This is a genomic window from Persicirhabdus sediminis (assembly GCF_016595495.1).
Lineage (GTDB): Bacteria > Verrucomicrobiota > Verrucomicrobiia > Verrucomicrobiales > Akkermansiaceae > Persicirhabdus > Persicirhabdus sediminis.
This window is the reverse complement of sequence record NZ_JAENIM010000039.1, coordinates 85,873-112,038: the sequence shown is the minus strand read 5'-3', so window position 1 is coordinate 112,038 and position 26,166 is coordinate 85,873. Positions and strand designations below refer to the sequence as shown.

At 49.5% G+C, this 26,166-nt stretch carries 23 protein-coding genes; 10 read left to right on the top strand and 13 right to left on the bottom strand.

The annotated features are described in order from the left end of the window. Positions 1 to 26: 26 nt before the first annotated feature. Entirely contained in the window at positions 27 to 332 is a 306-nt protein-coding gene (locus tag JIN82_RS08040; RefSeq protein ID WP_200311113.1) for a CopG family antitoxin, read from the top strand. Between the two features lie 164 nt (positions 333 to 496). Here JIN82_RS08040 and JIN82_RS08035 read toward each other — a convergent pair whose 3' ends face one another. Both JIN82_RS08035 and purC read right to left on the bottom strand, forming a co-directional pair. Further along, positions 497 to 967, bottom strand: coding sequence for a hypothetical protein (locus tag JIN82_RS08035; protein WP_200311112.1), 471 nt, complete (start codon positions 965 to 967; stop codon positions 497 to 499). Between the two features lie 305 nt (positions 968 to 1,272). Then, on the bottom strand, positions 1,273 to 1,986 hold the full coding sequence (gene purC / locus JIN82_RS08030) for a phosphoribosylaminoimidazolesuccinocarboxamide synthase (protein WP_200311111.1): 714 nt from the start codon (positions 1,984 to 1,986) through the stop codon (positions 1,273 to 1,275). Positions 1,987 to 1,997: 11 nt separating this feature from the next. Here purC and efp point away from each other — a divergent pair, with 11 nt between their 5' ends. Continuing rightward, positions 1,998 to 2,744, top strand: coding sequence for an elongation factor P (gene efp / locus JIN82_RS08025; protein ID WP_234041865.1), 747 nt, complete (start codon positions 1,998 to 2,000; stop codon positions 2,742 to 2,744). A gap of 94 nt (positions 2,745 to 2,838) precedes the next feature. On the opposite strand, the gene JIN82_RS08020 is transcribed toward efp, so the two are convergent. Next, positions 2,839 to 3,492 carry a rhomboid family intramembrane serine protease gene (locus tag JIN82_RS08020; protein WP_200311110.1) on the bottom strand — a complete coding sequence of 218 codons (654 nt, stop codon included), beginning with the start codon at positions 3,490 to 3,492 and terminating at the stop codon, positions 2,839 to 2,841. Between the two features lie 238 nt (positions 3,493 to 3,730). On the opposite strand from JIN82_RS08020, the gene JIN82_RS08015 reads away from it, so the two are divergent. Continuing rightward, positions 3,731 to 7,039 (top strand): discoidin domain-containing protein, encoded by a 3,309-nt coding sequence (locus JIN82_RS08015; protein ID WP_200311109.1) that lies wholly within the window; start codon positions 3,731 to 3,733, stop codon positions 7,037 to 7,039. Here JIN82_RS08015 and JIN82_RS08010 read toward each other — a convergent pair. Genes JIN82_RS08010 through JIN82_RS08000 form a run of 3 tightly spaced genes read right to left on the bottom strand, consistent with a single transcriptional unit; the run spans position 7,036 to position 9,922 of the window. Then, positions 7,036 to 7,698, bottom strand: a complete 663-nt coding sequence (locus tag JIN82_RS08010) for a 2OG-Fe(II) oxygenase (protein WP_200311108.1) — start codon at positions 7,696 to 7,698, stop codon at positions 7,036 to 7,038. The two genes, JIN82_RS08015 and JIN82_RS08010, sit on opposite strands and share 4 nt — an antisense overlap. 23 nt (positions 7,699 to 7,721) lie before the next feature. Continuing rightward, positions 7,722 to 8,804, bottom strand: a complete 1,083-nt coding sequence (locus JIN82_RS08005) for an alanine/ornithine racemase family PLP-dependent enzyme (RefSeq protein WP_325099501.1) — start codon at positions 8,802 to 8,804, stop codon at positions 7,722 to 7,724. A 20-nt stretch (positions 8,805 to 8,824) separates the two neighbouring features. Next, positions 8,825 to 9,922 (bottom strand): N-acetyltransferase DgcN family protein, encoded by a 1,098-nt coding sequence (locus JIN82_RS08000; RefSeq protein ID WP_343221739.1) that lies wholly within the window; start codon positions 9,920 to 9,922, stop codon positions 8,825 to 8,827. 460 nt (positions 9,923 to 10,382) lie between these two features. Here JIN82_RS08000 and JIN82_RS07995 point away from each other — a divergent pair, with 460 nt between their 5' ends. Further along, positions 10,383 to 10,736, top strand: coding sequence for a hypothetical protein (locus tag JIN82_RS07995; protein ID WP_200311106.1), 354 nt, complete (start codon positions 10,383 to 10,385; stop codon positions 10,734 to 10,736). 155 nt (positions 10,737 to 10,891) lie between these two features. On the opposite strand, the gene JIN82_RS07990 is transcribed toward JIN82_RS07995, so the two are convergent. Next, positions 10,892 to 11,848 carry an EF-hand domain-containing protein gene (locus JIN82_RS07990; RefSeq protein ID WP_200311105.1) on the bottom strand — a complete coding sequence of 319 codons (957 nt, stop codon included), beginning with the start codon at positions 11,846 to 11,848 and terminating at the stop codon, positions 10,892 to 10,894. A 110-nt stretch (positions 11,849 to 11,958) separates the two neighbouring features. Between JIN82_RS07990 and metF the strand changes: the two genes are divergently transcribed. Further along, positions 11,959 to 12,849 carry a methylenetetrahydrofolate reductase [NAD(P)H] gene (gene metF / locus JIN82_RS07985; protein WP_200311104.1) on the top strand — a complete coding sequence of 297 codons (891 nt, stop codon included), beginning with the start codon at positions 11,959 to 11,961 and terminating at the stop codon, positions 12,847 to 12,849. Between the two features lie 102 nt (positions 12,850 to 12,951). Here the strand turns inward: metF and JIN82_RS07980 are convergent, their stop codons facing one another. From JIN82_RS07980 to JIN82_RS07970, 3 genes are all read right to left on the bottom strand, one after another. After that, positions 12,952 to 14,550 (bottom strand): translocation/assembly module TamB domain-containing protein, encoded by a 1,599-nt coding sequence (locus JIN82_RS07980; protein ID WP_200311103.1) that lies wholly within the window; start codon positions 14,548 to 14,550, stop codon positions 12,952 to 12,954. 79 nt (positions 14,551 to 14,629) lie between these two features. Next, positions 14,630 to 15,064 (bottom strand): YlbF/YmcA family competence regulator, encoded by a 435-nt coding sequence (locus JIN82_RS07975; protein ID WP_200311102.1) that lies wholly within the window; start codon positions 15,062 to 15,064, stop codon positions 14,630 to 14,632. 127 nt (positions 15,065 to 15,191) lie between these two features. Beyond that, on the bottom strand, positions 15,192 to 16,346 hold the full coding sequence (locus tag JIN82_RS07970; RefSeq protein ID WP_200311101.1) for a prepilin peptidase: 1,155 nt from the start codon (positions 16,344 to 16,346) through the stop codon (positions 15,192 to 15,194). A gap of 284 nt (positions 16,347 to 16,630) precedes the next feature. Between JIN82_RS07970 and JIN82_RS07965 the strand changes: the two genes are divergently transcribed. The 4 genes from JIN82_RS07965 (at position 16,631) to JIN82_RS07950 (ending at position 22,286) form a co-directional block, all read left to right on the top strand. Further along, entirely contained in the window at positions 16,631 to 17,383 is a 753-nt protein-coding gene (locus JIN82_RS07965; RefSeq protein ID WP_200311100.1) for an ABC transporter permease, read from the top strand. A 66-nt stretch (positions 17,384 to 17,449) separates the two neighbouring features. Beyond that, the gene (locus JIN82_RS07960) at positions 17,450 to 18,997 is read left to right on the top strand and encodes a motility-associated ABC transporter substrate-binding family protein (RefSeq protein WP_200311099.1); all 1,548 of its coding nucleotides are present in this window, start codon (positions 17,450 to 17,452) and stop codon (positions 18,995 to 18,997) included. A 25-nt stretch (positions 18,998 to 19,022) separates the two neighbouring features. Continuing rightward, positions 19,023 to 20,999 carry a DUF4340 domain-containing protein gene (locus JIN82_RS07955; RefSeq protein WP_200311098.1) on the top strand — a complete coding sequence of 659 codons (1,977 nt, stop codon included), beginning with the start codon at positions 19,023 to 19,025 and terminating at the stop codon, positions 20,997 to 20,999. A 57-nt stretch (positions 21,000 to 21,056) separates the two neighbouring features. Next, positions 21,057 to 22,286, top strand: coding sequence for an aminotransferase class V-fold PLP-dependent enzyme (locus tag JIN82_RS07950; protein ID WP_200311097.1), 1,230 nt, complete (start codon positions 21,057 to 21,059; stop codon positions 22,284 to 22,286). Positions 22,287 to 22,427: 141 nt separating this feature from the next. Here JIN82_RS07950 and obgE read toward each other — a convergent pair whose 3' ends face one another. Then, a complete protein-coding gene (gene obgE, locus JIN82_RS07945) occupies positions 22,428 to 23,492 on the bottom strand; it encodes a GTPase ObgE (RefSeq protein ID WP_200311096.1) in 1,065 nt (354 codons plus the stop codon). A gap of 116 nt (positions 23,493 to 23,608) precedes the next feature. Between obgE and JIN82_RS07940 the strand changes: the two genes are divergently transcribed. Then, positions 23,609 to 24,133: an adenine phosphoribosyltransferase gene (locus tag JIN82_RS07940; protein ID WP_200311095.1), complete on the top strand. Its 525-nt coding sequence runs from the start codon at positions 23,609 to 23,611 to the stop codon at positions 24,131 to 24,133. A 72-nt stretch (positions 24,134 to 24,205) separates the two neighbouring features. Here JIN82_RS07940 and JIN82_RS07935 read toward each other — a convergent pair whose 3' ends face one another. Next, a complete protein-coding gene (locus tag JIN82_RS07935; RefSeq protein ID WP_200311094.1) occupies positions 24,206 to 25,228 on the bottom strand; it encodes a hypothetical protein in 1,023 nt (340 codons plus the stop codon). Positions 25,229 to 25,236: 8 nt separating this feature from the next. Then, the gene (locus JIN82_RS07930) at positions 25,237 to 26,163 is read right to left on the bottom strand and encodes a coiled-coil domain-containing protein (RefSeq protein WP_200311093.1); all 927 of its coding nucleotides are present in this window, start codon (positions 26,161 to 26,163) and stop codon (positions 25,237 to 25,239) included. Between the last annotated feature and the right edge of the window lie 3 nt (positions 26,164 to 26,166).

Genomic DNA, 26,166 nt, shown 5'->3' with positions numbered 1-26,166 from the left:
CAACCACTTAGCCAGTTTCTATCATTATGGACCTTACCGTCATCAACAAATGGACTGACATTCCAGAATTTGCCTCACCTGAGGATGAAGCCAAATTTTGGCAAGACCACGAGCTCTCGCCATCATTGATGAACAGCTCAGTCCACTCGCCTACAGTGAGAGATTCTACAACTATCACTTTGCGCTTCGATCCTCGCATGCTCTCACGCATCAAGCGGCTCGCTCGCTCGCGCCACCTCAACTACCAGTCGATGATGAAACAATGGCTGGCTGAGCGCATCGAAGATGAACAAGGTAAACTGCGTGGCATGGGTATTGACCCTAACGCCTAACGCAATCGCACCACTAACATTTTATTCATTGCCGCTAGCTAGAAAATCCAGCTAGCTAGAAATCCACCGCATTGGTGAAAATTTCCCCTGCCATGCTGGCCAGCTACTCAGTGGCCAGCTAGATCTTGGCAGCACATTGGTCAATCAGACCGTGGGCTAACAACCTACGGGCTTTTCACCACTTTCACAGCTAGCGCTGTACGTTTTGGTTCTACCTCACCGTGGTAGAGCGCCAAGCCACAGACATTTACCGGCTTCCACGGGAAACCCGGGTGAAACTCTATCTCTTTGCGGCCAGCTTGCTGGAACCTCACCCTAACAAAGGATGACTTGGCGTGGGCTGACCCCCAGGTTTTAGTTTGATTCACCGCAAGCCAGCGTTGTTCGTCGGAACCTTTGACCAAAACTTTGATTCGCGCATCACCGGATGGGCAGGCAAAATCGCCCACAATATAATAAACTCCCGGCTTTTTGACATCTAGCTCCCACACAAAAAAATCATCTTTCTGCCGCCAGCGCGTGATTGCCTTGGCATCCAACTTCATGTTGTCGCCATAGATGATCAGATCCAGCATGTTCACCGAGGTATACCTCGCAATATTGAGTCCGTCATCAGGTCCCAATTGGGCATTCACACTCTGCGAACAGGTAAACAATGCTGAAGCACAGATTAACGTTTTAAACAAATGCATATATCAATCTACAACTAGATCAAACAGCTCATCAAGTAGGAAATAAGATCATTCACATATGTAAAACAGCTAACATTTACCATCACCAAAAGATCACACAAATAGGCGATTTTAAACCACTTAGACAAACATCCAACACCTCAACAACAAACCTATCAACAAAAACAAGCAAAAAAAAGGCCCCGAACAACCTGAAATAAGGTCATTCGGGGCAAAATCAATCCAGCTAGCTGGGCTAGCGATTAAACTTAAGAAAGCTCAGATTCGATGCGGCGCAGGATCTCTTCGTATCCAGCCATCACATCACCAAGGTCTTGGCGGAAGCGATCTTTGTCGAGCTTTTCACCAGTTTCAAGGTCCCAGAGACGGCAAGTATCAGGGCTGATCTCGTCAGCCAGTACGATCTCCTTGTCACCATCACGAGTGCGACCAAATTCAATTTTGAAATCAACCAGCTTCAGGCCAGTACGCTTGAAAAAATCGATCAGCACCTCGTTTACGATAAGTGCCTGACGCTTCAGCTCAGCACACTCTTCTTCAGTAGCGAGGCCCATTTCACGAGCGTAGGCAGTGTTGATAAGAGGATCACCGAGCTCGTCGCTCTTATAAGAAAATTCTACGATTGGCTGATTGAAAGCAGTGCCTTCAGCAACGCCAACACGCTTACTGAATGAACCAGCTGCGAAGTTACGCACAATCACTTCTACAAGCAAAATGTCTACAGCCTTCACGTTGATGTTGATCTCATCAATGTCTTCCACCAAGTGAGTTTTTACTCCTTTAGCTTCCAGCATGCGGTAGAGCGCCAGCGTAATTGCTTTGTTCAGCTTACCTTTGTTCTCAAATTCAGCCTTCTTCAGCGCGTTAAACGCGGTCGCTTCATCCTTGTACTCCATGCGAAGCACGTTTGGGTCGTCAGTCGTGTAGAGCCTCTTAGCCTTACCTTCGTAGAGTGGTTGCATGTGCTTTAACTATGTCCACATCTACAAATGGTCAATTCAAAGGTGACATTCAGCTGCAAAATCATCATCAACAGCTACTCAAGCTGCCTGCGCGCCGCCTCAATCATAAATTACTTCGATTCGGTAACTTGTGCCTTGAATACCCACCCATCTGCCATTACCTAGCTGTCAGCAAATTATTAATAATTGTCATTATGCCATCAATCGTCGCTACTAACGTCAAAAAAGGCCAGTGCATCAAATACCAAGGTGAACTCGGACTCGTACTCGGCTTGGAACACCGCACACCTGGTAAGGGCAACGCCCTCATCGCTGCTACCATCCGCTCATTCCAAACTGGCAAAACCAAAACTATTCGCTTTGCCTCATCAGACAAAGTTGAAGTGGTTGAAACTGATCGCCAGAAACTTGAGTTCTCATACGCAGATCCAGAAGGCTACCACTTCATGGACCCAAATACTTACGACACCGTCACCTTTGACGCCAAGCTCGTAGGCGATGCCAAAGATTACCTCACCGACGCCATGCTCGTTGAAGTCCTCTTCATCGAAGAAAGCCCAGTTTCTCTCGACCTTCCAGCTACTGTGGAGCTCGAAGTTACTGAATCATCAGAAGGCATCAAAGGCGACACCGCTAACAACCCAACCAAACCAGCTACTCTCGAGACTGGTCTGGTCGTTCAGGTTCCTCTCTTTGTTAAGCCAGGTGACCGCCTCAAGATCGCTACTGCCGACGGCAGCTACAGCGGCCGCGCATAAGCTCACTAGCTAACTATCATTTCCAAACCGCTCAGTCAGCTGAGCGGTTTTTTTTGTGCCCAGAAATATTCTCACTCAGGTCCACCATCGTCTATCAAAGTCCACGTGGCCGCGGAACCACCAGAGAAGCTACTACCACACCGCCAATAAAACCTCCTAAGTGGGCGCTGTAGGCCACCCCTAAATCGCCGCCAAGATAACCCATGTAATCCATCACCAACCCAATAATCCCCAAAGCAGCTAGATGCGCGGGCGGAATCGCATGCGCCATCGGCCAAATTTTTGGGTTGGGAAGTCGCCACCTAACGACCATGCCCAAATAAAGCCCCTCAAAACCCATCACCGCGCCCGAAGCTCCTAACATAGGAATTGGACTATCAGCATTCATCACCACATGCAGCACACAGCCGCAGGCAGCTGTGAGAAAAAAGACAATTAACATCCACCGGCTACCAATTAACTGCACAGCTAGTCCGCCAAAAATCCACAGGTAGAGCATATTAAAGGCCAAGTGCTCAAATCCACCATGCAAAAAAGCATAACTAACCATTGGCACGAATGAGCGAAGATCAAGCTCACCAGCTAGAGCCAAATTCCAGCTAGCTACAATTTGATTAGGAACCACCATAGAGCTGAGGAACCATGCATCGCCAAAAACTAGCTGACTAAGATAAACCAGACAAATGACACCAATCAGAGCCAACATGATGGCTTGCTCTTTCAGTCGATAACGCAACTCGCTAGTCATATTATCCAACAGAAACCAAGCTCGCTACAAGTACAAGTTTAATCAGCTGCAACCAGCGACCAAGACCAGCAGCGCATCAGCGAGCTGCCCTGTTACAAAGCTAGCAAGAATGGTAAATTTACTGCGACATAACCCCTTGAATGAGTACAACAGAAAGCAATAATTTCTAGCTAGACAATCCCAGCCCCCCCCCTTGCTGAGGGTTTCTTATTCACACACAAAAGCACAAAACCATACTATGAAATCACCTATGAAGAGCATCAGCTGCTCTTTAGCCCTACTGGCATGCAATGTCCTCGGACTAAGTGCAAACGACCAACTCCAAGGAGTTGAAGTCTTGAACATGAATCCTAACTGGACCTTTGCTCGCGAGGCACAAGCGGCTAAGGACGCCTTTTCTAGCAGCTCTAGCGATGAACCAGCTAGCGGCGCATTTGATGGCCGAAGAGAAAGTTACTGGAGCACACCAGCCAAGCGCGGCAGCACCCCCTACCCTCACTGGATTCGTGAGGATTTTGGTGCCGTTCGCGATATATCTGGCATCAAGCTTCTCCCCCGCGTTGATAGCGAGGACGGACGCATCAATGAATTTGATATCCAGCTCAGCAATGATGGAAAAAAATGGTCCGAGGCAATCTACAGCGGAAACTTAGAAAACCGTGGACAATGGCAAGAATTCAATTTTGAGAAAACTCATCAAGCTCGATATCTACGCTTGTTAGCCAAATCTAGCCACAAAGAAAATAGCCGTGTTTGCGCCCTAGCAGAAATGCTAACGCTGCCGCAAACCCGCGCCAATGGCGACCTCAGCGGATTGGCTCTGGATGCAGAATTTGACGACAGCCAATGGGAAAGTGTTCACTTGCCGCATAGCCCGACCATTGAACCAAAAGAATTTCGTAGCCACTGGCAGGGCATTTGCTGGTATCGCAAACAATTCTACGCGGAGCCAGCATGGCAAGGAAAACAAGTCGTCATCCGCTTTGAAGCGGTGATGCAACAAGCTCAAGTATGGGTCAATGGCCAGCGGGTGGCCAACCACGACGGTGGCTACCTGCCATTTTCATGTGATGTTAGCGATCTGCTCCACTACGATGGCGTAAAGGAAAACCTGATCGTCGTGCGCGCTGATAACCGCAACCATCCTAACATCCCTCCGGGTCAGCCACTCAACCAGCTAGACTTCACTTATCAAGGCGGCATTTACCGCGACGTCACCATAGAAATTAATGACAAGCTGCACATCAGTGACGCCGTGGCGGCAAATCAGGTCGCTGGCGGAGGAGTTTTTGTTAGCTACCCAAAGATTGACGAAGAGGAAGCTCAAGTAGCTGTAAAAACACATGTGGTTAACGAGCACGCTAAACCACAATCATTCGAACTGCATACGACAATTAACGATGCCAGCGGGAAAATCATCGCTGAACAACGCAGCCAGAAAACTCTAGCGGCAAGCTCTAACGAACACATTGAGCAGCAATTCACAGTCCAACAACCACAGCTTTGGTCGCCAGAAAGCCCCACGCTTTACACTGTGAATAGCACAGTCATTCGTGATGGCAAAACTTGTGATCACGAACTCACACGCATTGGTTTACGCACCATTGAGTGGCGTAATGATGGATTTTTCCTCAATGGCAAGCGCGTCGTCCTCAATGGAGCTAACCGCCACCAAGATTACATTTACGTAGGCAATGCTGCTAGCAATAGCATGCAACGGCTAGATGCAATCAAACTCAAGGAAGCCGGATTTAACAATGTGCGCGCTGGCCACTATCCACTCGCGCAATCGTTCATGGATGCCTGTGACGAGTTAGGCCTAACGGTTATCGCCTGCATTCCTGGCTGGCATTGCTTCCGCGACAACGAAACCTTTATCAATAACAGCTACCAAGATATTCGTGATTTGATTCGCCTAGAGCGCAATCATCCATCAGTCATTCTCTACGAACCCATCCTCAACGAAAGCCGCTACTCCGAGGACTACGCTCGAGAAAGCTTCCGTATCAGTAAGGAAGAAGACCCTAACTGCTTCACTGCCTGCGATTACAAATACCCAGCTCACGAGATCTACGACGTCAACTACAAGGTTCCAGATGGCAGCAAACCATTCTTCACCCGTGAATGGGGCGACAACCAACGTGGAATTAGTCGCGCAGCTGATAGATGGGGCGACTGGGCCAACCGCAACGATGAAAATAGCATGGTCTGGCAGAGTCTAGCTCGCCAACAAGACCTTAATGGTGACGGATATTGGGACTGGTACGGTGTTAACGCCAACCCAACAAGCGCTGGATACGCGCTGTGGATTGGCATTGACCACAACCGTGGGTTCCGCGGCAACATCGCCCGCTGCGGCATCTTCGGATTAGACCGCTATCCTAAGTTTTGTCATTATTTTCTTCAGGCGCAACGAGACCCAAAGGTTCTTCACAAGGGCATCGACTCGGGGCCAATGGTCTTCATTGCCTCGTACTGGCGCGAAAATTCACAACGCGATATCAGTGTCTACAGTAACGCTCAGGAAGTAAAACTCTACCTCAATGAGAAGTTGATAGACACTCGCACAGCTGACAGTAGCTACACACTAACAACTCATGATAAAACTAAAGGAGCTATCCGCGAAGAAAAGCAGCTAGATCACGTGCCCCACCCAATCTTCACCTTTGCTGGAGTCCAGTGGCAAGCTGGCACGCTACGAGCTGAAGCTTACATAGATGGCAAGTTAGTGGCCGAACACGAAGTTCGCACACCACTAGCAGCTAGCAAAATCGCCATCACTATGGATCATCCTAACGACACGCTCACAGCGGACGGCAGTGACATGGCAATGCTATTCATCAGTGCTGTCGATGAAAACGGCACTCTAGTGCCTGATTTCAGCGAAAACATTGACGTAGAAATCAGTGGCAACGGTCGATTGATTGGCCCTAACCCAGTAAAAGCCGAAGGTGGCGTAGCTGCCATCTGGCTAGCTAGCACTACCCAAGCTGGAGAAATCAGGGTTACGGCATCAGCCAAGGGCCTAGCTAATCAGACATTTACCACGATTAGCCAGGCCAGTAAATCAGCCACAGTTAGAACGCCAGATATAGCACCTCCAGCCAGCCAGAGAGGACTGACTGAAATCAAGGCCATCGAGCTAACAACTGAATCAGGCAAAGCAGTAGCTATCAAATCTGCCAGCGTGAGCAGCACCCTAGAAGGTACTGATGCCAGCTCACTGATAGATGGCGATACGGAAAGCTGGTGGTTTGCGTCTAGCAACACCAACGAATGGGTCCAGCTGGAATTAGAATCCCCCACCACACTGAGCGGTAGTTTGATTATCTGGGAGAAAGACAGCACCTGGTACACATTCAGCATTTCCGTTTCAGCTGACGGTAAAAATTGGAAACAAGTCTACCAAGATGTTCAGACTGGCCACAACGAAGAGCGCGAAGCATGGCACGCGAAGCAAGTTCGCTTTGTGAAAATTCAAGCTGCAAAAACTGAACCAAGCGACAGCCTGCTAGGCATCCGCGAGATCAGCTTATTTAGCCGCTAGATTCCTCCAGTTAGCGGTTCTTCTCGTCCGCGCAACCAGCCAGTTAAGCTGAGCCTAGCTCGCTTAGCTGGTTTCACTTCGTGCCAGAAATCAGCACTGCGAAAAATAACAACTGTGCCAGCTTCTGGCAGCACATCAATGAAGGGGCCATTAATGCCTAAATTTGAGTCGGTATAAAGCCGAAGCTGACCGCCATCAGACGCTAGCCAATCTTCATTGAGATAAGCAATGACGGTAATTTCCCGAGCTAAAGTTTTGGCATGTCTATCCAAGTGCGCTTTGTAAAAACCTCCAGCTGGATAACGCGCTAGATGCCCCTCGTAAGACCACAAAGATAGAAATAGATGCTGGCGGAAATGCTGGCAAATCCCGTCCATTGCCACGATCCATTTGTTAGCCATTGGGGCTGGATCATCAGGGTCGAACCAATAGATAGAATCGTTGCGGATTTCTGCACGCACCTTCATCTCATGACCTGCACCGACACCAGCTTGCACCAGACTATCAGACTGCACTTTGTCAGTCATCAACTTGATGAGATCATTCTGAATGTTAGCCGATAGCAGCTTGGGAAAAATTCCAAACCCCGGCTCTGCAACAGAGGCTGCTAGTTCGTCTAGAGACGAATCAGCGAAGATGGTTGATGGCTGGTCATTCATGAAGTCTAGGCGCTGAAATTAATTTAAACATTAGTAACAGCCCTATTGATAGTTGTACGCTTCATCACCTTCTTGATAAATGGCGAGGTCATAGCACGCAGCAGCGCGCTGTAGTCTAGCTGAAAGGTGATTTCAGAGCCGACTTGTAGCGGTCCCCTGTAGTGAGTCACATCGACGATAAGGTGGTCGCTACTAGCTGCTAGAATCTTCATGCCAAGCGGAGTGAGCAGGCCATCAGGATCAACATCTTGCCTACCAATCGCCAAAATTGCCTGCTTGATAGGTCCAACATCTGCGCTGGGTGCAGCTTCCCCAAAAGCAGCTTGTGCTAGGTTCCCCCACGGCTGAGATGGTTTAATTTTCAGCTCAATGATTTCAGCTACCAAAGTGATCGCATTGGTATGCAAGCCATCTATCGCTCGGCGATGTAGTGGCTCACATCCTAACAACATCGCTTCACCTAGCCGTAAATTGTTAATCCGTCCAGTATCTTGCCCGCTAAGCGCCCATTCAAGATTGGCAGAGTTACCACCTGAAACAGTATTTACAATGGGCCCAAAAGTGGCATCAATCAAATCTGCTAGACTGGATAATTCAGCCATGTTTTGACAATCGGGAGAAACTCCACTCCTACAGGCAAGGTTGGCACCGATGCCTAAGAAAGTAATATTTGGAAGCCGCAGCACAGCTCGCACGGTAGCCTCTAGCTGATCAGGCATGATGCCTTCACGCAGGTCACCAAGTTCGACCATGAGGACGACGCCGTGAATACACTGTGCTTTACCAGCTGCTAGAGAGAGCTGGCAAATCACGTCCATCTCCGTATTAAAGCTAACATCACTGAGTCTGACAACCTGAGCAACTTGGCTGATCATTGGTGAGCGGATCAATGTTAGTGGCGCAGAAATCTGAGCATCTCGCATTGACTGCATATTTTCCACACGTGAATCACCAAGCCCACAAACGCCAGCTCGAAGCCATGCGTTAGCGATTTCAGCTGATCCTAGAGTCGCTTTGGTAACTCCTGTTACCGAAATGCCTTTTGCCCGTAGGCGCGTGACTAGTGTCAGCGCATTGTGAGAAATCTTATCAAGATCTACCTCAATACGCGGAGCGGAGTTGTAAGTTAAATCGATCTTTCGCCCCCAATCTGAGGAAAGGCTGAGAGTACCATTTCTACCAGCCTATCAGGCGAGCGAGTTAGAGCATCAGTCGTGGGGATATTTAATTCTTCTTCATAGCGATCAATCGCTGAGGATATTTCACCGTCGCTCATGTTTTCATGATTAATCGTTAGGCCGATGACTTTAGTTTTTGCAAAGATTTCGATGAGCTCAATTTCCGCAGCCGGACTGGGCATAGGCATGTGCTCAAAGTCGCATCGATGTTTGCGACTTGGAGCATGCTGCAATACAACTCCCTGGGGGCAGCTGCCGCGAATAATGAAGCTCGAAGTTGAATATGCCGGGTGGCTCAATGAACCTTGACCTTCGATGAGAATAATATCCGGGTTTTCGTTTTCTGCAGCCTCGATGATCTTACCCTCCAACTCGCCTGCGCAAAACTGCGACGGCACCGCATCTAGAGCCAGACCATATCGAGCACCTTGAATCAGGCCCGTTTGGCCAGTACCAATCATTACCGCTTTGATGCCACGCTCGTTAAGTGCCCTAGCTAGAATGGTAGCTGTGGTTCGTTTGCCAATCGCACAATCAGTGCCTAACACTGCAATGCGTGGGCATTTCACTTGGTTGATGCGACCGCTGAAAACTCTCAGGTCTTTTTTGTCGCGTGGCTTTCTAACGTCACGAATGGTCACATTGTGCTTTTTACTAGCAGCTGCAAATTCAGCGTCTTCGTTGAGAAACTCATGCAAGCCGTTGACGATATTCATGCCGAGTTCGATTGCTCGAAGCAGCAATTTCCTCTCGTCCTTAGAAAGCATGCCACTAGCTGGCGCGATGCCAAAAATGAAATAATCAGGAATCTCGCCGGCATGCTGCATGGCGGAGTCGAGGTTTTTGACGATGGGGATTTCGTTAGCTTTGTTATCAAGTACTAAGCCAGCATCTTGACCGGCCAGCTCGCTGTCGATGATTGATAGAATTTTGTACCGCTCTGAGTGGCGCACCAACCCGTTAGCAGTTTTTCCATCAATACCGCCAAAATTACCTTCGCAATAGACAATAGCTGATTCGCACCCGCATTTGCTTTGCTTTGGCATTAACTCTTCAGTGGTGACAGCTGCTGAATCTGCAGGCCTATCAGGAAAAACTGGCGACGAAGGCACTTGGTTTTTTTTAGACATAGATACTCATTGAGTAAGGCTCAAGTGAGGCAGGAGGATCATGCCAGCAAGAAGTAGCTGAGAGTCAAATGGGGACCCAACCTAGATGAACTATTAATAGAGCCTTGTAGCATGGATCTCAGCCAAAGATAGGAATATTTTTTTCTTCACCAAATGAGAAAATCTCCACTCCTAGCAGATATGATTTCTAGCCATACGGAGTATGCAATGAGGCACTGCAAACAAGCTGGTGGACAAATCCAACAATCTGGCGGTGAGGGAAAATTCGGGCAGGTAATTCCAATAGCAAATACATAGCTTTGTCCTAATCAGCAGACGAATGCGATCGCGGCTTGTCGGATTGCCTGTAGCTAGCTAGAACATTGGTGAATACTTTATGAAAACGATCATCACCTGCACACTCATTGGTGCCATCAGCGCCTTGCTAGTCTCTTGCGAAACTCAATCCGCCATTCACCCAGTCACTGTGCCTAGCAGCGGTCAGACGGTGAATATTTCCGCCGCATTTGACCCGCTCTACGGTGTCGACGGTGGCTTGATCATCTATTTCAACGGCCAAGAAGTAACTCGCGGCATCATCTCTGTAGCTGGATTTACCAAAGCAACTGGTAGCTGGCACGGCAGTGATGTGGTCGCTATGATTACTGAAATTGAAACGACAGGCAAGCCGATCAAACAAGCTGAGATCAGCATCGATGAGCAGCATGTCACAACTATTAGCGTGCAGTAGCCTAGCAGCCGACAAAATTGTTAGCCACCTCAACCCGAGACTAACAACATCACCACCTCAACTAGCAACGCAGCTAGATTAGAGAAGATATAAAAATGCCAGCCACGCCATATCGGCGGGCTGGCATTTTAACACTCTAGCTACCCAGCTAAAAATTATTCCTCACCCATATGTGGCGGAGGTGGTGGTGGTCCCTCCGGCTCACCGTGTGGTGGGGGTCCTGGTTTTGGATGACCCTGTGGAGCTTCGTTATCAGATGGGCCACGTTTTTTAGGTGGTCCTTTGCGCTCGCCAGGTCCGCGGCGCCCTTCGGGTCCACGTTTTCCTGGCCCCCTGCGGAATCCACCGCCTTCGGCACGGGCGCGGTGAACTTCTTCTTTGGTGATTTCGCCATCGCCATTGAGGTCAAAACGCTTGAATAGCTCGCGCTGTTTATCCTCGGGCAAACGGGCGACAAAACCGGCTTTGATAAATTCCTCAAAGCTCAAGCCGCCACTGCCAGTGGTATCGAGTTTTTTGAAATCAAATCCACCTGGCCCACGGAATCGACGCATCTCATCGGGCTGAAGTTTGCCATCATTATTGCGATCGAGCCGCTTGAATAGCTCCTTGCGTTTCTCCTCAGGCATCTGCCTGACTTCAGGAATGCGGAAAAACTCGCTGCGATCTAGCACGCCGTCGCCATTAGTATCAAATCTTTCAAACCGCTCACGATCGCGGGTTTTGCCATCAACTAGCTCATCACGCTGGATTTTTCCATCCTTATTGCGATCGAGGAAATTGAAAATCTTACGCCTTTCTGCCTCGCCAAGGTGAGAGAGTCGCGGCGCTTTGCTGAATTGCTCAAATGACAACTCGCCGGAATTATCAGTATCCAGCTCGTCAAAATGATCAGCCATGCCGCCGTGTGGCGGTTTGGGTCCTTTTCTTTGCCCATCAGGTTTATTTCTAGGTCCACTATGAGGCGGCTTGGGCCTTTCACCATGTGGTCCTCGTGGAGGTGGAGGCGGCCCATCATCCTGAGCCACCGCTGATGGCACCATGCAAATCATGGTGGCCACAGAAACGCCAGTATATGAAAATAGGCTGAGAATGGATGAAAATTTCTTCATGGAACAACAATAGGTTCACCCTATAAAACTGCCATTGCGAGAATAAGTTTCATACTATTGCTTTTTTTTTCTTCGCAAATGGTCGATTTCAATAAAACCTGCGCGCAGACATGCATATCCAAGATATCATCCAAAAAGGAAATCCTACTTTTTCCTTTGAATTCTTCCCTCCCAAAACGAGTGCGGGGTTCGAGGCCTTGTACAAAACAATCGCCGAGCTCTCACCTATGGGGCCATCATTTGTCAGCATCACCTACGGCGCTGGTGGCAGTACTCGTGAGATGACCCACGACTTGGTAGTAAGAATCAATGAAACCACGACGATTCCCGCCATCCCTCACCTCACCTGTGTGGCCCACAGTAAAGAGGAAATCACGCAAACGCTCGACCGCTACGCCGAAGCTGGCATTGGCAACATCCTAGCGCTGCGCGGCGATCCGCCAGCTAGCATGCCTAACTACAAGCGCAGCGATGACGCATTCCAGTATGCAGCTGACCTAGTGAGCTTCATCCGCGAATACAACCAGAGCGGCAAGCACCCAGATGCGCGTGGTTTTGGAATTGGCGTTGCAGGTTTCCCAGAAGGCCACCCAGCCATGCCCAACCGCATGAAAGAAATGGACTACCTCAAGGCCAAGGTAGACGCAGGCGCTGATTACATCTGCACCCAGCTATTCTTTGACAATAACGACTTTTTTGATTTTCGCGAGCGCTGTGAGCTGGCTGGAATTCATGTGCCAATCATCGCAGGCATCATGCCTATCCAGACAATCGCTAGCATGAAGCGCATGGCTGAGCTGGCTGAAGGAGCACGTTTCCCAGCTAAGCTACTCAAGGCCCTCAACCGCGCCAAAGATGACGCCGCTGTTGAGCGCGTGGGCATCCAGTACGCATCTCAGCAATGCGCTGAGCTGCTCGACGGCAAGGTAGATGGTATCCACTTCTACACGCTCAACAAGAGCCACGCTACCCGTGAGATTTACTCATCACTAGGGTTGTAATCCGGTTCTCGACCACCCTCAAAAAAAAGACGCTCAGCTGATTAGCCGAGCGTCTTTTTTCATTTTAAATCTGATCAATCAGCGCCATGGCGCCAGCTATGACTATTCGTCTAGGGCACGGCGATTGCGGCCTTTCATGTAGAACATTTCAGCCTGGCTGACGGTGAGTTCACCGAGCTTACCAAACAATGGCACTTCGATGTGAATTCGGCCAGTGTCAGCATTGGGCGGGTATTCCTTTTTCAATAAATTGGATTTATCAAAAGCATCACCCTGCAGCGTGATATCCAGCATGCCAGAATAATGGGCTTCAGCGAGCTCTGGCTGCATGACATTGATTTTTGCCACAACCCCTTTTTCTTTCGCTTGAGATTCCAGCTCGACACTTTCTTTGTCGATCAACTGCGCATCGCCCACCGCATCGCGCAGGCTGTAGTTGTCGTCAGTTTTGCCGAGTTGCTGAAGTTTTTCATCTGCCTTACTAGCCATGGTGGCTTCAAATTCCTGAATCCCCTCGCCAGTGCGCACCACCATGATGTCACCTTTCACGCTGAGCAAATTCCCCGCCTTCATATCCAGGTCGTGAATCTCCACTAAACCGCGGCGCGTAGTCATTTTAAAGCGACCTTGTTTGAAATCAATGCGACCGTAGGAATTGTATAAATCAATTGTATCCAGCGCACGAATCACTGGCAGCTTGCTGCGCACAACAATGCTGTCGGCTCCTGAAAGCTCAACATCCATGGCTATCACCACGCCTTCAGCGCCATTGGTGGACCCCGTCACCTTGCCGGTGCCAGAAACCGAACCGGAAACCCATGAATGGAATCGATCAGGCAACAGCGAGTTCAGCGGAAATGATTTCAGCTCGATCTTGCCAGCTAGCGATGGCTGGCCACCTGCTCCAAGTTCCAGCTGATAGCGGAATGTGCCACCATCTTCTGAGGTAAGCACCGCCTCAGTGATCTCTACGCCCTCGTCACTACAGACGACTTGCATCTCGACGATATCAAATGAATGAATCCAGTTCTGGCTGAAAGTACCTCCTTTGAAATTAAGAATCCATCTCCCATCATCACGGCGACCGCGCATAGCGCTGCCTGTGATCGCTCCTCTATTTTTCTCAGAATACCCCCACTTTAATTCCACTTCTTCTACATCCAAACGGTTGAAGCGGTAGTTTGGCGACGAGGTAAATAAGGAGTCATAAGCCTGTTGAGCTAGCTCGTCATTTTCCGCGCCAGCTTTAATATCTAGGGCCAATCTGCCGATAGAAATTCCGCCACCATCCCAGGCGCCAAATATTCCATCAAACATGCTCATATTAAAGCGCATGCCCTCCACCTCAGCCTTATCAAAAAATGATGAATCTCCACCAAGCATAACCAGCTGGGAAAATGACGCCTGATTGGCGTGATGCCGGTAGCCGCTCATATTTTCCAGCTCCGCACCTAGCGAGGTGGAAATATTTTCCGCAATCTCGCTAGCGAGCTTGGGCGAGGCCACACGTTTCTTGAGGAAATATAACCCAGCCATAGATAAGACAATAATCACCAGCGTCACTCGAATGCATAGACGAATCATTTTTCCAATAAAGCTGTGACCGCCTGAATGGCGCAGCTGGAACCACAGTCCTTGACGAGACACCCAGTCATTCATCTGGTCGTTAAAAGTCTCCTTCTTATCCTCTGAAATACTCATATTTGATGGGGCACAAAAAAGCCAGCACAGTGGTACCATGCTGACTTCATCTTGGGAATTTTCTAATTTAAATAATTTACTAGCAGCCACAACCGCCGCCACCGCTACCGCCGCAGCAGCCACCGCCGCCACCTGCGTTAGCCATGTCTTCCTCAGAAGGAACACGGCCAAGCTCGAGAGTCATGCCGACGTATTTGCCCACAGTCTTCTGGATTTCAGTCAGCTCCTGTTGAGCTTGGATGAAATTGCTAGCGATTGAGTTAGCCAGCAGTTGGTCGCGAGCTTCTTCAAATTCTTGGATCTCACGCTCAGACAGCTCGATGCCGCTCTGTTGCTTGCGGTTGAGGTCATCACCACGCTCGTGTACTGACTGGTACTGCAGACGCGCTGCGTCATCACCCAAAAATGTTTCCACCTGCTTCTGCAGGTACAAAAACTTCTCATCAGTTACGATGGCTTCACATAGCTCCTTAGTTTTTCCAAGGATCGCTGATTCTTCAAGAATTGTTGACATGCAAAGGCTCTAAACCCTCATACCAGATTTGGCAACTTACTTTTCCAAAATCCGTATCATCAGCTGGAAAAACCTAGCTGTGATCATGATCCAGCCAGCTGGAAAATTCCCCCAGCCAGCTAGTCGCTTAGTAACTTGGCATCACCATGAGACTGAAATACCAGTCCCAAAGCTGCCAGCCACAGATCGCCCAAGTCACCGCGCCAAAGGCCAAACTTGGCCCAAATGGCATGCGCGAACCAATGCCCAAACGACCAATGATCGCTAGAATGATGCTGTAAACACAGGCCGCAAAAACAATAAAAATAAGCGACTGCGGGCCAAAACACGCGCCCAACATGCCGAGCAAATACACATCACCCATGCCCATGGCTTCGCGCGGAATCACCACCTTCTTGGCTTTACCTTCCAGCGAGACCAAATCTTCAATCATCACAGGATCGCCATCCAGCTCGATGCGATCACCAAAGATCACCAATTTCTCGGCATTGCGCTCCACGCCATCCACAAAGAAGTGATACCCCTCAATAATTAGGCGATCCGTCTTGCGGTAGAACAAGTCCGACCATGCATTCGGCTCGCCATCCAGCACAAAGCTGAGCTCAGCCATTTCGTCGTCTTCACCTTCTACCGGCTCACGCAGTTCCCAGTCGACGGCTTTGTCAAATTTCACCACCTGGCGACCAAAGACCAATTTGCCTAAAACCACCACGGCCCACAGGCCTGCAAATCCAGCTACAAATCCAATGGCTGATAATTTCACTCCATCCCACGGCGAATCAGCACGGAAAATATTATCCGGCGACATCGCGAGAAAATAGCTACCAACCAAGCCAACAGCCGTGCCCAGCCACGTCACCTGCAGCGGAATCAACATCAACTCAATATCCACACAGATCACCACCATCAACAGGGCCGCCAAAATCATAAAATAAAATGCCAGCCCGATGCTCGGCGCAAACCACCAAATCAACGCAAATATCACCGCCATCAAAAACTCCACCAGAAAATAACGTACAGGAATTCGGCAATGGCACTCGGCACAGCGGCCACGCTGGATCAGCCAAGTGAACAGCGGAATGTTGCGAAACATCGGAATCTGCTTTTTACAAGTAGGGCAAAATGAACGCTTCGGCTCATTCACTGAGAGTCCGCGCGGCAGACGGTAAATGGCGACATTCAAAAACGAACCAATGCTGGCCCCAAACATAAATGCAGCCACGGTAAAAAACGCGTAGTGCTGGTGGATATATTGGGTCATAAAGGTCAAAGTCTCTGACATGCTCAAATTCATAATGAGAAATTCATTTTTAGCAATCTTGGAAAACTAATGCGATTGACCTAATCATTCCATCTGTCAGCCAGCTGGAATTCAAACCACCTAGTCATACTCCAGTTTATCTAGCTGTCAGCCAATGCCTAAGCTTCTCGGAAGCAACTGTTTTAAAACCAAACACCTTTGTTAGCGGGCATTTTTCATCAATCGCTCACTTTCATGCTTTCGTAGCTAGTGATTTTCATTTACCAGTCTGTTCGGCTAGCTCAGTAAATATCCACACATTACCCATGCGCACATTTTTAATATTATTTCGCAAAGAACTAAACGGTTACTTCTTCACGCCATTTGGCTGGGTTGTGCTCAGCATGGTAATGCTCATGCAAGGGTTCTCCTTATCGACTGCCATGGAGCGGGTCAAAGATTACCCAGTGCAGGAAAACTTCATTTTGACTATCCTCAACACGCCTAACTTCTGGTTCTACTTCTTATTCATCTTCCCGCTGATCACCATGCGCCTATTTGCCGAAGAGGTAAAAACGGGCACTATGGAAACCTTGCTCACCGCACCTATCAAACTCTGGCAGGTTGTGCTTTCTAAATACACCGCCACTTGTGTTTTCTACGCGATTTTGTGGTTGCCTATGCTGCTGCACCTAAAAATCTTCCGTGTCGTCATTGGCTCCAAAGCGCCATACGCCGACGGCCACATCTACGGCATGCTTGGCATCGTCATGCTGATTGGCTTCTCATTTATCGCCATTGGTTGTTTTGCCTCCACGCTGACATCTAGCCAGATCGTCGCCGGCATCGTCACCATCGGCATGCTCGTCATCCTCTTCTTCCTCGGCTACATCCCTCAGATCATTGGTGATGGATACAAAGGCGTCGAAGTTTTCCATTACATCGGCATCCAACAGCAGCTGTCTAATTTCTCCAAGGGGCTGATCGATTCACGCCCCATTGTCTATCACTTGTCGCTAGCTGCCTTCCTATTGTTCCTTACACACGCCGTGCTCAACTACCGCCGCTGGAAAGCCTAATCAACCAGCCACATTTAGTTACCCAATATTCCTTTTCCCAGCTACTTCCTATCCAATTTTCATCACATGTCCGAGAGCGAAAATAGCCCATCGAAAGCACGCCAAATCCGTCGTAACGGCCAGCGCTTTCTCATCTCCTTCCAGTTTGTTTTATTCCTGATAGCCATCTGTGCAGCCAACTACCTCAGCTGTGCTCACCACCGTACCGTTGACCTCACGGTGCAAAAAGACTTCACCTTGTCACCGCTGAGCACCAGCTATCTGGCTGGCGAAAACATGCAGAATCTCGAGCAACCGCTGCGTATCATCGCTGCAATCCGCCCGAATTCACCTCACTATCAGAGAATGCGCGGTCGCCTCGAAGCCTACCAGCGCGCCGCTAATGGTCAGATCTCCATCGAATTTCTCGATCCATTCAAGAACCTAGACCGCGCCCAGGAAATCACTAATACCTACCGTCACACCTTTACCGAAGACATCCTCATCCTCGATGCCCGCAAGAGTGAAGACCAATCGCGCACTGAGGATTCAACCAGCCGCCAACAGATGTCAGCCCACGTGCGCTTTGTCCCTATCAGCGCACTCTACCTGATGGCTCCTGGCGCTGATAACAAACTCATCATCACAGAATGGCAAGATGAGCGTGTCATCACCAGCCAGATCATTGGCGCCGTGGAAGGCAACCCGCGCAAGTTCTACTTCATCGCCGATAAGAGCAAACTTGAAGGCGTGAATAAACAAGCTGCCGCATGGGAAAACTACGCCGCCATGCTCTACCAGATGAACATCCAACTGGTCCCTATCCGCATTTCCGAACTTGCCAAACTTCCAGAAGACGCCGCAGGTGTTGCATTGATCGCGCCAGCCTACGACTTTACTGATACTGAAATTGAAATCCTACGCGAGTACTGGGATCGCACACCGAGTGCAGTATTTATCGCCCTCGACCCCAACAACCGCTTAGCCAACCTCAACAGCTTCCTGCGTCGCTACGGAGTTTCCGCTCGCAACGACAGAGTTGTTAGCACCAGCCGCGATGGCGAAACACTGCGCAACGTTCGCGCTCTCTTCACACGCGAGCCAGACGTGAACAAACAAATCGGCGGCAAACCAGCTACCTTCGAGGGGCCTAGCAGCTCATTAGAAGTTCGTGAGAATGATGAAGACCTACTCAACCGCCTCATCACCCCAGTGCCGCTCATCGAAGCTAACGAGCGCTGGTGGGGAGAAACCCGCTACCAAGACGCCGGAACTCCAGAATTTAACGCGGAAGAAGACAATGCCGCGCCTATCTATCTTGGCGCTAAAATCACCCGCGGCAATGCCAGCGACGACCAAACCAGACACCTCACAGGTCGCATGGTTGTGGTTTCCAATAGCGGATTTATGGAACCAAATAGTATGCGCGCTGAGCAGGAAGATTTCCTCAACGCCAGCTCTAACTGGCTCATTGGCCGCGAAGAACTCATCGGTATTGGACCTCGCAAAGTCGTGCGTCACAAGCTCACCTTGCCAGACAAAGAGAGATCGCTGGTCAATAAGATCTGCCTCATCGGCATGCCTCTAGCTGCCCTGCTAGCCGCGCTTGTTGTCTGGAATACCCGCCGCGCGTAACCGCCACTAACCAGTAAGCCTAACCATGCGCTACATTCCTACCATCCTGCTCACAATCGTCACCATCACCTTGGTGACACTCGCCGTGGTGCAGACAGATGAACGCTTCAGTAACCGCATCTTTGGCATTCCCCCAAAGGCTGAAGGTGAAATTCTATTTGATATCCCCGTGCGCCAGCTGGCTCAAACCATCGAGGTTAGGCTTCCTGATGGCACTACAGGAGTCTTCGAACGCACCGAGCGTGGATTCATCGCCAAAACCCCGTGGAATGACCGCGTCAGCACTAAGTTCATTGACGGTCTATTTGCCTTCACTCAAGGGGCGACCATCGTCGACACCTTCGAGCGTGATGAAGAAAAGCTACCTAGTTATGGCCTCGGAGAAAAAGCCACCTTTGTGCTATTCAAAGACGCCGATGGCAATGACATGATGTCATACAACCTTGGGCGCAAAACCGCTTGGCACATTTACGACGAAGAAAACGAAAAAAACATCCCCACCATTTTCCTGCGCCCAACTGACGATAGGCTGAAAAACAATGTCTACTTGGTGACTGATCCAGTAGAAAATGTGGGCCTATTATTCCGCGATCAACTCAAAGGTTTCCGCGACCACCGTCCATTTTTCTTCCACCCAGGCTACCTCGATTCCTTACGAATCTCACAAAACGGCCGCGACATTCTCCTGACCAAGGAACAAGTAGACGGTAAAGATATTTGGCAAATCTCCAAACCACTCAACTTGCGTATCGACGACAAAGCTCTGACCAAATTGTTTTCCAACCTCGGCAGGCTCACAGCATTTGATGTTCGCAACCAAGATGCCGTCACTCTGCCTGAGGATAATGCCCGCTCAAACGTGCTAGAAATCGCCTACCAGTTCAGCCCAATCAATGGTGAAACCATCCCTGAAACGGTCATGCGCGCCTACCTCCCCAAGGAGACCAATGCACAAACCGCACTCGCCACCGTTTCAGACCGCAATGCCGTATTCACCCTGCCGCTGACCAGCACGATCGACCCCGATGTCGTCACCCTCAGTCAGCTACAAGTCAACGTCAATGACCTGCGCGCCAAAAACATGTGCGACCTCAAAGCTCGCGACCTGCAAACTATCGCCATCCAGCCAGTTGATCAGCCAGCGGTTCTACTCACCCTCGACCGCAAGTCACCTAAGCAACCGCAGTGGAGATTGCTAGACTTCCAAAACCAGCTACAGCCGATTAACCTAAAAACGCTCGAAGAACTCATCGCCGCCGTGGTGGTCGATCCTGTGGAAAAATTTGCTACCGACGCAGCTACCGACCTCACCCGCTACGGGCTAGACAATCCATTCCTGCGTCTATCATTCATCAACCGCGACCAATCTGTGGTTGGCATCGAATTTGGCCGCATCATCGAAGGTGAAAGCCCTGAAACACGCCGCCAGTTCTACTTTGGTCGCATCGCTAATACGCCAAACATCTGGCAGGTATCCCACGAATCTATGTCGAAAATCGCTCCATACCCGTGGAACTGGCGACCACTCGACGTCTGGTTTATCCCACAAATTGACGTCAAAGGCATCTACATTGAGCGCGACGACAAACCTACAGTTGCGCTATCTTACGATTATTTTCGCGAAGCTTGGGGCGCAGAAATTGGCGAAACCGACGCCAGCGCCGAGCTCAATCATAACCGCGCCAACCGCCTGCTCAGCAACCTCTCTGAGCTGAAAACACCACGCTGGCTCGGACCATTCCACAGGGGCGCTAGAGAAGCGCTAATGACTCCATTTTTGCGCGTCCAGATCGTCATTGAAAATGAAGACGATGATGGCAACCCGCTCACGCCAATCACTCAAATCCTCAGCGTGGCGCGCGCCTCAGACTCGCCAGCCAACCGCGTCTATTATGGTAAAATCACCTCTGACGCTGACGGCACCCTAGTGGACGACCCCGATTATTTCCTCATCCCACACAAAAACATTCAGCAGCTCACCACCGAGCTCTTTGAAAAATAGCAATTGCACCCGCAGGGGTTGCACGATAGAGCCAGCTGGCGTAAGCACATTCACAACATGGCACAAGCACTAGACACCACGGCCATCCGCGCCGATTTTCCCATTCTCGACCAACAGGTCAATGGCCAACCATTGATCTACTTGGACAACGCGGCGACCTCACAGACTCCCCTATCAGTGCTAGCTAGCTACGAGCAGTACTACAAAGGATACAACGCTAACATCCACCGCGGCGCCCACAAGCTCGCGCGTGAAGCAACCGAGAAATTTGAAGCTGCTAGACAAAATCTAGCCAGACACATCAACGCCGCTGACGACCGTGAAATTATCTTCACCTCCGGCGTGACTGATTCTATCAACCTCGTAGCTAACATCCTCTCGCTATCAGGTGAAATCACAGCCGATCACAATGTGATCATCTCAGGGCTGGAACACCACTCCAACATCGTGCCCTGGCAGATGCTATGCGAGCGCACTGGCGCCGAGCTCCGAGTGATCCCCATCCTCGACAACGGCACCTTCGACATGCCGGCTTTTGACCAGCTCATCGATAAAAATACAGCCGTTGTTTCCGTCAATCATTACTCTAACTCGTTAGGCACGAGAAACCCAATTGAGGACATCATTGCTGCGGCAAAAAAAGTCGATGCCTACACATGCATCGACGGCGCCCAGAGCGCGCCACACGAACGCATTGATGTACAATCGCTAGACTGTGATTTCTACACTATCAGCGGACACAAAATGTACGGACCTACAGGTACTGGCCTACTCTACGGTCGCACTCAGGTACTAGAAAAAATGCCACCATGGCGTGGTGGCGGCGAGATGATCAAACTCGTCACCTTTGAAAAAACCACCTACAACGAACTGCCATTCAAATACGAAGCCGGCACACCTAACATCGAAGGCGCCATTGCTTTTTCCGCCGCCGCTGACTACGTCAACCAAATCGGTCTGGAGAACATCGCAGCCCACGAGCGTCACCTGGCAAAAATAGCCACTGAAGGGTTGCTAGAAATAGATGGACTGAGAATTTATGGCACCGCAGCAGAAAAAGCCGCTGTGATTTCTTTCTTGGTAGATGGCGTTCACCACTACGACCTAGGCACCCTGCTAGACCAAATGGGAGTAGCAGTTCGCACCGGTCACCATTGCTGTCAGCCGCTGATGGCTAGATTTGGCATCACCGGAACCGTGCGCGCATCATTTGCCATGTACAATACCGAGCAAGAAGCAGAGGCATTTGTAAAATCGACCCAGCGCGCCATCAACATGCTGCGCTAGTTAGCCACTCGTCCAGCGCTGTCTAATCCAGCGCGCAATGATTTAAAGACCCAGCTGGCTCGCACAACCTAACGACCAGCTAGAAACAAAAAAGGCGCTGGTGAAATCACCAGCGCCTTTTTATTAAAACTATTCTATCAACTACTCAGCCTGCTTGCTGTTGTAGCGATAGCCGATACGCTCATCGAGGTCAGCTTTGAGTTCTTCCAAGCCAGTTTCTTGATCCGCTGAGATAGGAATAATGGTCTGCTTAGGGAATCGATCGCGGAAAATTGCGAGATTCTCTTCAGCACCTTCAACATCCATCTTGTTAGCAATAATCATCCACTCAAACTGAGCGAGCTCTTCGTCGTACATTTTGATTTCCTTACGCAGGATTTGCAGATCATCGATTGGATCACGACCTTCTGAACCAGCCATATCAACGACAAATAACAAAACGCGGCAACGAGTGATGTGACGCAGGAACTCGTGACCGAGGCCACGGTTATCGTGCGCACCTTCAATCAATCCTGGAATATCAGCGATGGTACAACGGCGGAAATTATCAAATTCACAAACACCCACACTCGGGTTGAGCGTAGTGAACGGGTAGCTGCCAATCTTTGGTGATGCCGCTGAAAGTTTGTTAAGCAATGTGGATTTTCCTGCATTTGGGAAACCAACTAGTCCAGCGTCAGCGATGCGACGCAGCTCAAAGTAGAATACTCCTAGCTCACCTTCTGTTCCCAGCTGATGCTCTTCTGGTGCTTGGTTGGTAGATGTTTTGTAGTGCCAGTTTCCTTTACCGCCTTTGCCACCTTCGCAGAGGATGAATTGCTCACCATACTCGGTCAAATCAGCAATTGGCTCTAGATCCACACCTTCTTCTGAGCGCTCCATGTCCACGGCGTCAGCTACAGTTTGCGCAGTACTGCGGTAAATCACGGTACCTGGAGGCACCTTAGCAATCACTGTTTTGCCATTTTTACCATGCTTGCGCTGGCTCATGCCATGCTGCCCAGCCTTAGCAATAATCTTCGGGTCGTAGGCAAAAGCTTTGAGGTTATCGGTATGCGGGCTGACCTCGAGGATAACACTTCCCCCGTCACCACCGTCGCCACCATCCGGGCCACCTTTCGGGCGAAACTTCTCGCGGCGAAAATGTACAATACCATTACCGCCGTCTCCTGCCTGAGCGTATATCCTGATGTGATCAACAAACATAACGTGACGCGTCTTTTAGCATTGATTTCTAAATTCGCAAATGAAATGGCGTGGGACAAATCAGAAAATCACTACTTTTCCATTGGAGTCATGGCTGCTGCAGATATAACGAGGTCATGCAAGATTACTCAGCTCTCCGTGACGCCATCCGCGATGTCGTCGATTTCCCCAAAGAAGGCATTATCTTTAAAGACATCATGCCAATGCTTGCCCAGCCAGAATTGCTCAAACTTTCCGTGCAGGCATTCTGTGAAACCGCAGCTGGTCAGAAAATCGACAAAGTCGTTGGTATCGATGCGCGCGGGTTCATCTTCGGCAGCGCCGTGGCCATGGAGCTAGGTGCAGGATTTGTTCCTATCCGCAAAAAAGGCAAACTGCCATGGATGACCAATGCCATTTCTTATTCGCTAGAATATGGTGAAGCAACGGTGGAAATTCACCAAGATTCTATCAAACCAGGTGAGCGTGTTTTAATCGTCGATGACCTGCTAGCTACTGGTGGCACCGCTGCCGCCGCCGTAAGCTTAGTACAGTCGCTAGACGCCGACCTAGTTGGTATTTCATTCCTCATCGAGCTGGAATTCCTCAATGGTCGCCAGCTGCTGCCTACCAAAAACATCCACAGCATCATCCAGTACTAAGCACAAAAAAGCGACCTGAGACATAGTCTCGAGGTCGCTAGTGCCTAACTAGTTAGTTTCTAGCTAGAAAACTTAAAGTGACTCGAGCTGCGCGCTGAGCGTAGCTTCTTGCATGGCCAAAATTCTCTCAGCCTTTTTAAACCGTACCAAGCGTTGCGACCAAGTCTCCAAACCACCCGGAACTGAGCGCGACCCTTTGTATCTGGATGTTGGTCTCGTCGTGGTATAATAACCATTGCTAGAATAGCTCGAGCTGGTCGTTGAACGAGTGGACGTATTCAGCTTATTGAGTTTGCCTTCAATCACACCAATTTCATCACGCACGCGTGTTAGCTTAACTTGCACTTGGCTCAAGCGCACACGCAAAGCTGAACGTTGACTTGCATCTTTTTGTTTCTGCTCGGTACTAGCCACAACGCGACCACTGCGAGCTGGACGATTTGATCTTGGTTTGGCGGCTACCACAGGTGAACTCGCCGAACTAGCACGTCGCTGTTGACTAGCTTTCAATACCGCCTCCAACTCCTCTTCAGAATAGGATAGACGGTTAGCCAGATCAGCTGGAATTTCTGCGTGAGCTAATCTAGCGGTTCCATTGGTGTGCTTAATATCCACTCCGTACGCACTAACACGTTGAATCGTTACCTCAGTATACTCTCTGCCACTAGCTGTTTCTAGCAAGTCGTAGGTTTCGCCCACCACTTCATCACGCATTTGTAAAATGTAACTACGCTGGTAGTTAGCATAGGCATCTAATAATGAGATCAGCTGGTCACTGGCCTGTGTATTCACTTCCAGCGCCTGAGCCTCGCGGTCCATCAATGACTGCATTTCTTTCTCAATCTCAGCATATCGCTGGCTATCTTTCTCGTTCTTTTCAGCAACTAACTTCTCAGCTTCAAGCTCACTTATTTTACTTAGCAAGTTAAGCTTTTGCTTTTCTAACTTATACTTTGACTGAGACAAATCTGAAGGCGCAGCACTTCTGTCAGAATATATGCTGATGGCAATAGCGCCAATAACAAGCAAGACAACGGCTGCTAGCGTATAGATAACCCCCTGGGATTTATCTTCGGTGAATGGATCACTAATCATGATGATATTTAATTTCTAACCTGCCTAGACAAGCGGCTGATCTCGCTACGAGTTTGTTCAATAGACTTCTGCAGCTCAGCGGCACGTTCTTCCTCGCGCTTGGCTAGACCGCCAGACAAACCACGATTGTTGTTAGCGTCTGCTTTCGCTCGCAATGCACGAACACGCTCAATTGAGGCCATGTGTAATTCCTCTTTTGTCTTCAGTGCGTTCTGCAGGCTTTTGATTTTTGCACGTGCTAGGTAATTAGACCGTTTTGCTAACTTATCTTTATAGAGTTTCTCACGTTCAGTGCGACGATCAGCCGCTCTAGCGTGGTCACTTTCGAGCCTCTTACGAAATGCCAGTTCTTCTTGCGCCATGGAGCTTGCAGCCTCGGCAGTGAACTGGAAACGATCTTGCATCTCAGATGGAAGGTGGTCGTAAGGAATTCGAGCGGTACCAATAGCATGCCTGATCTCCATTCCAGCGGCGCTAACTTTACGCACTTCTACGCTTTGATATTCACGACCACGCAGTGTCTTTAGAGCTTCATATTTTTCACCGCGAGCTGAAGCCCACTCGGCTTCACGATAGTTCACTTTATATTGATCTATCTGTTTGTATAACTCAGCGACGCTCGCCTTTTCGTCATCTAACTCTTGTTCTTTTTGCATCAGCTCAGCTGACTTTGCATTGAGCTCGTTAACTACTTCCTGCAGACGTTCTACCGTCTGTTGGTTCTTTTTCGCAACATCCTGATAGGCTATAACTTGCCCTTCAAAGTCCTTAAGGTAATTCAGCTCATAATTGAGCTCTACCATATCCTGCTCAATTGATAAGTCTTCGTCCTCGAGTGCCAATGTCATCAACAGGCTCAAACCACCTAAAACAACAGCTGCTAGACCCAGCCCAACTAGTCCAGGTCCTTTTGCGCTAGAAAATAAATCCGACATAAT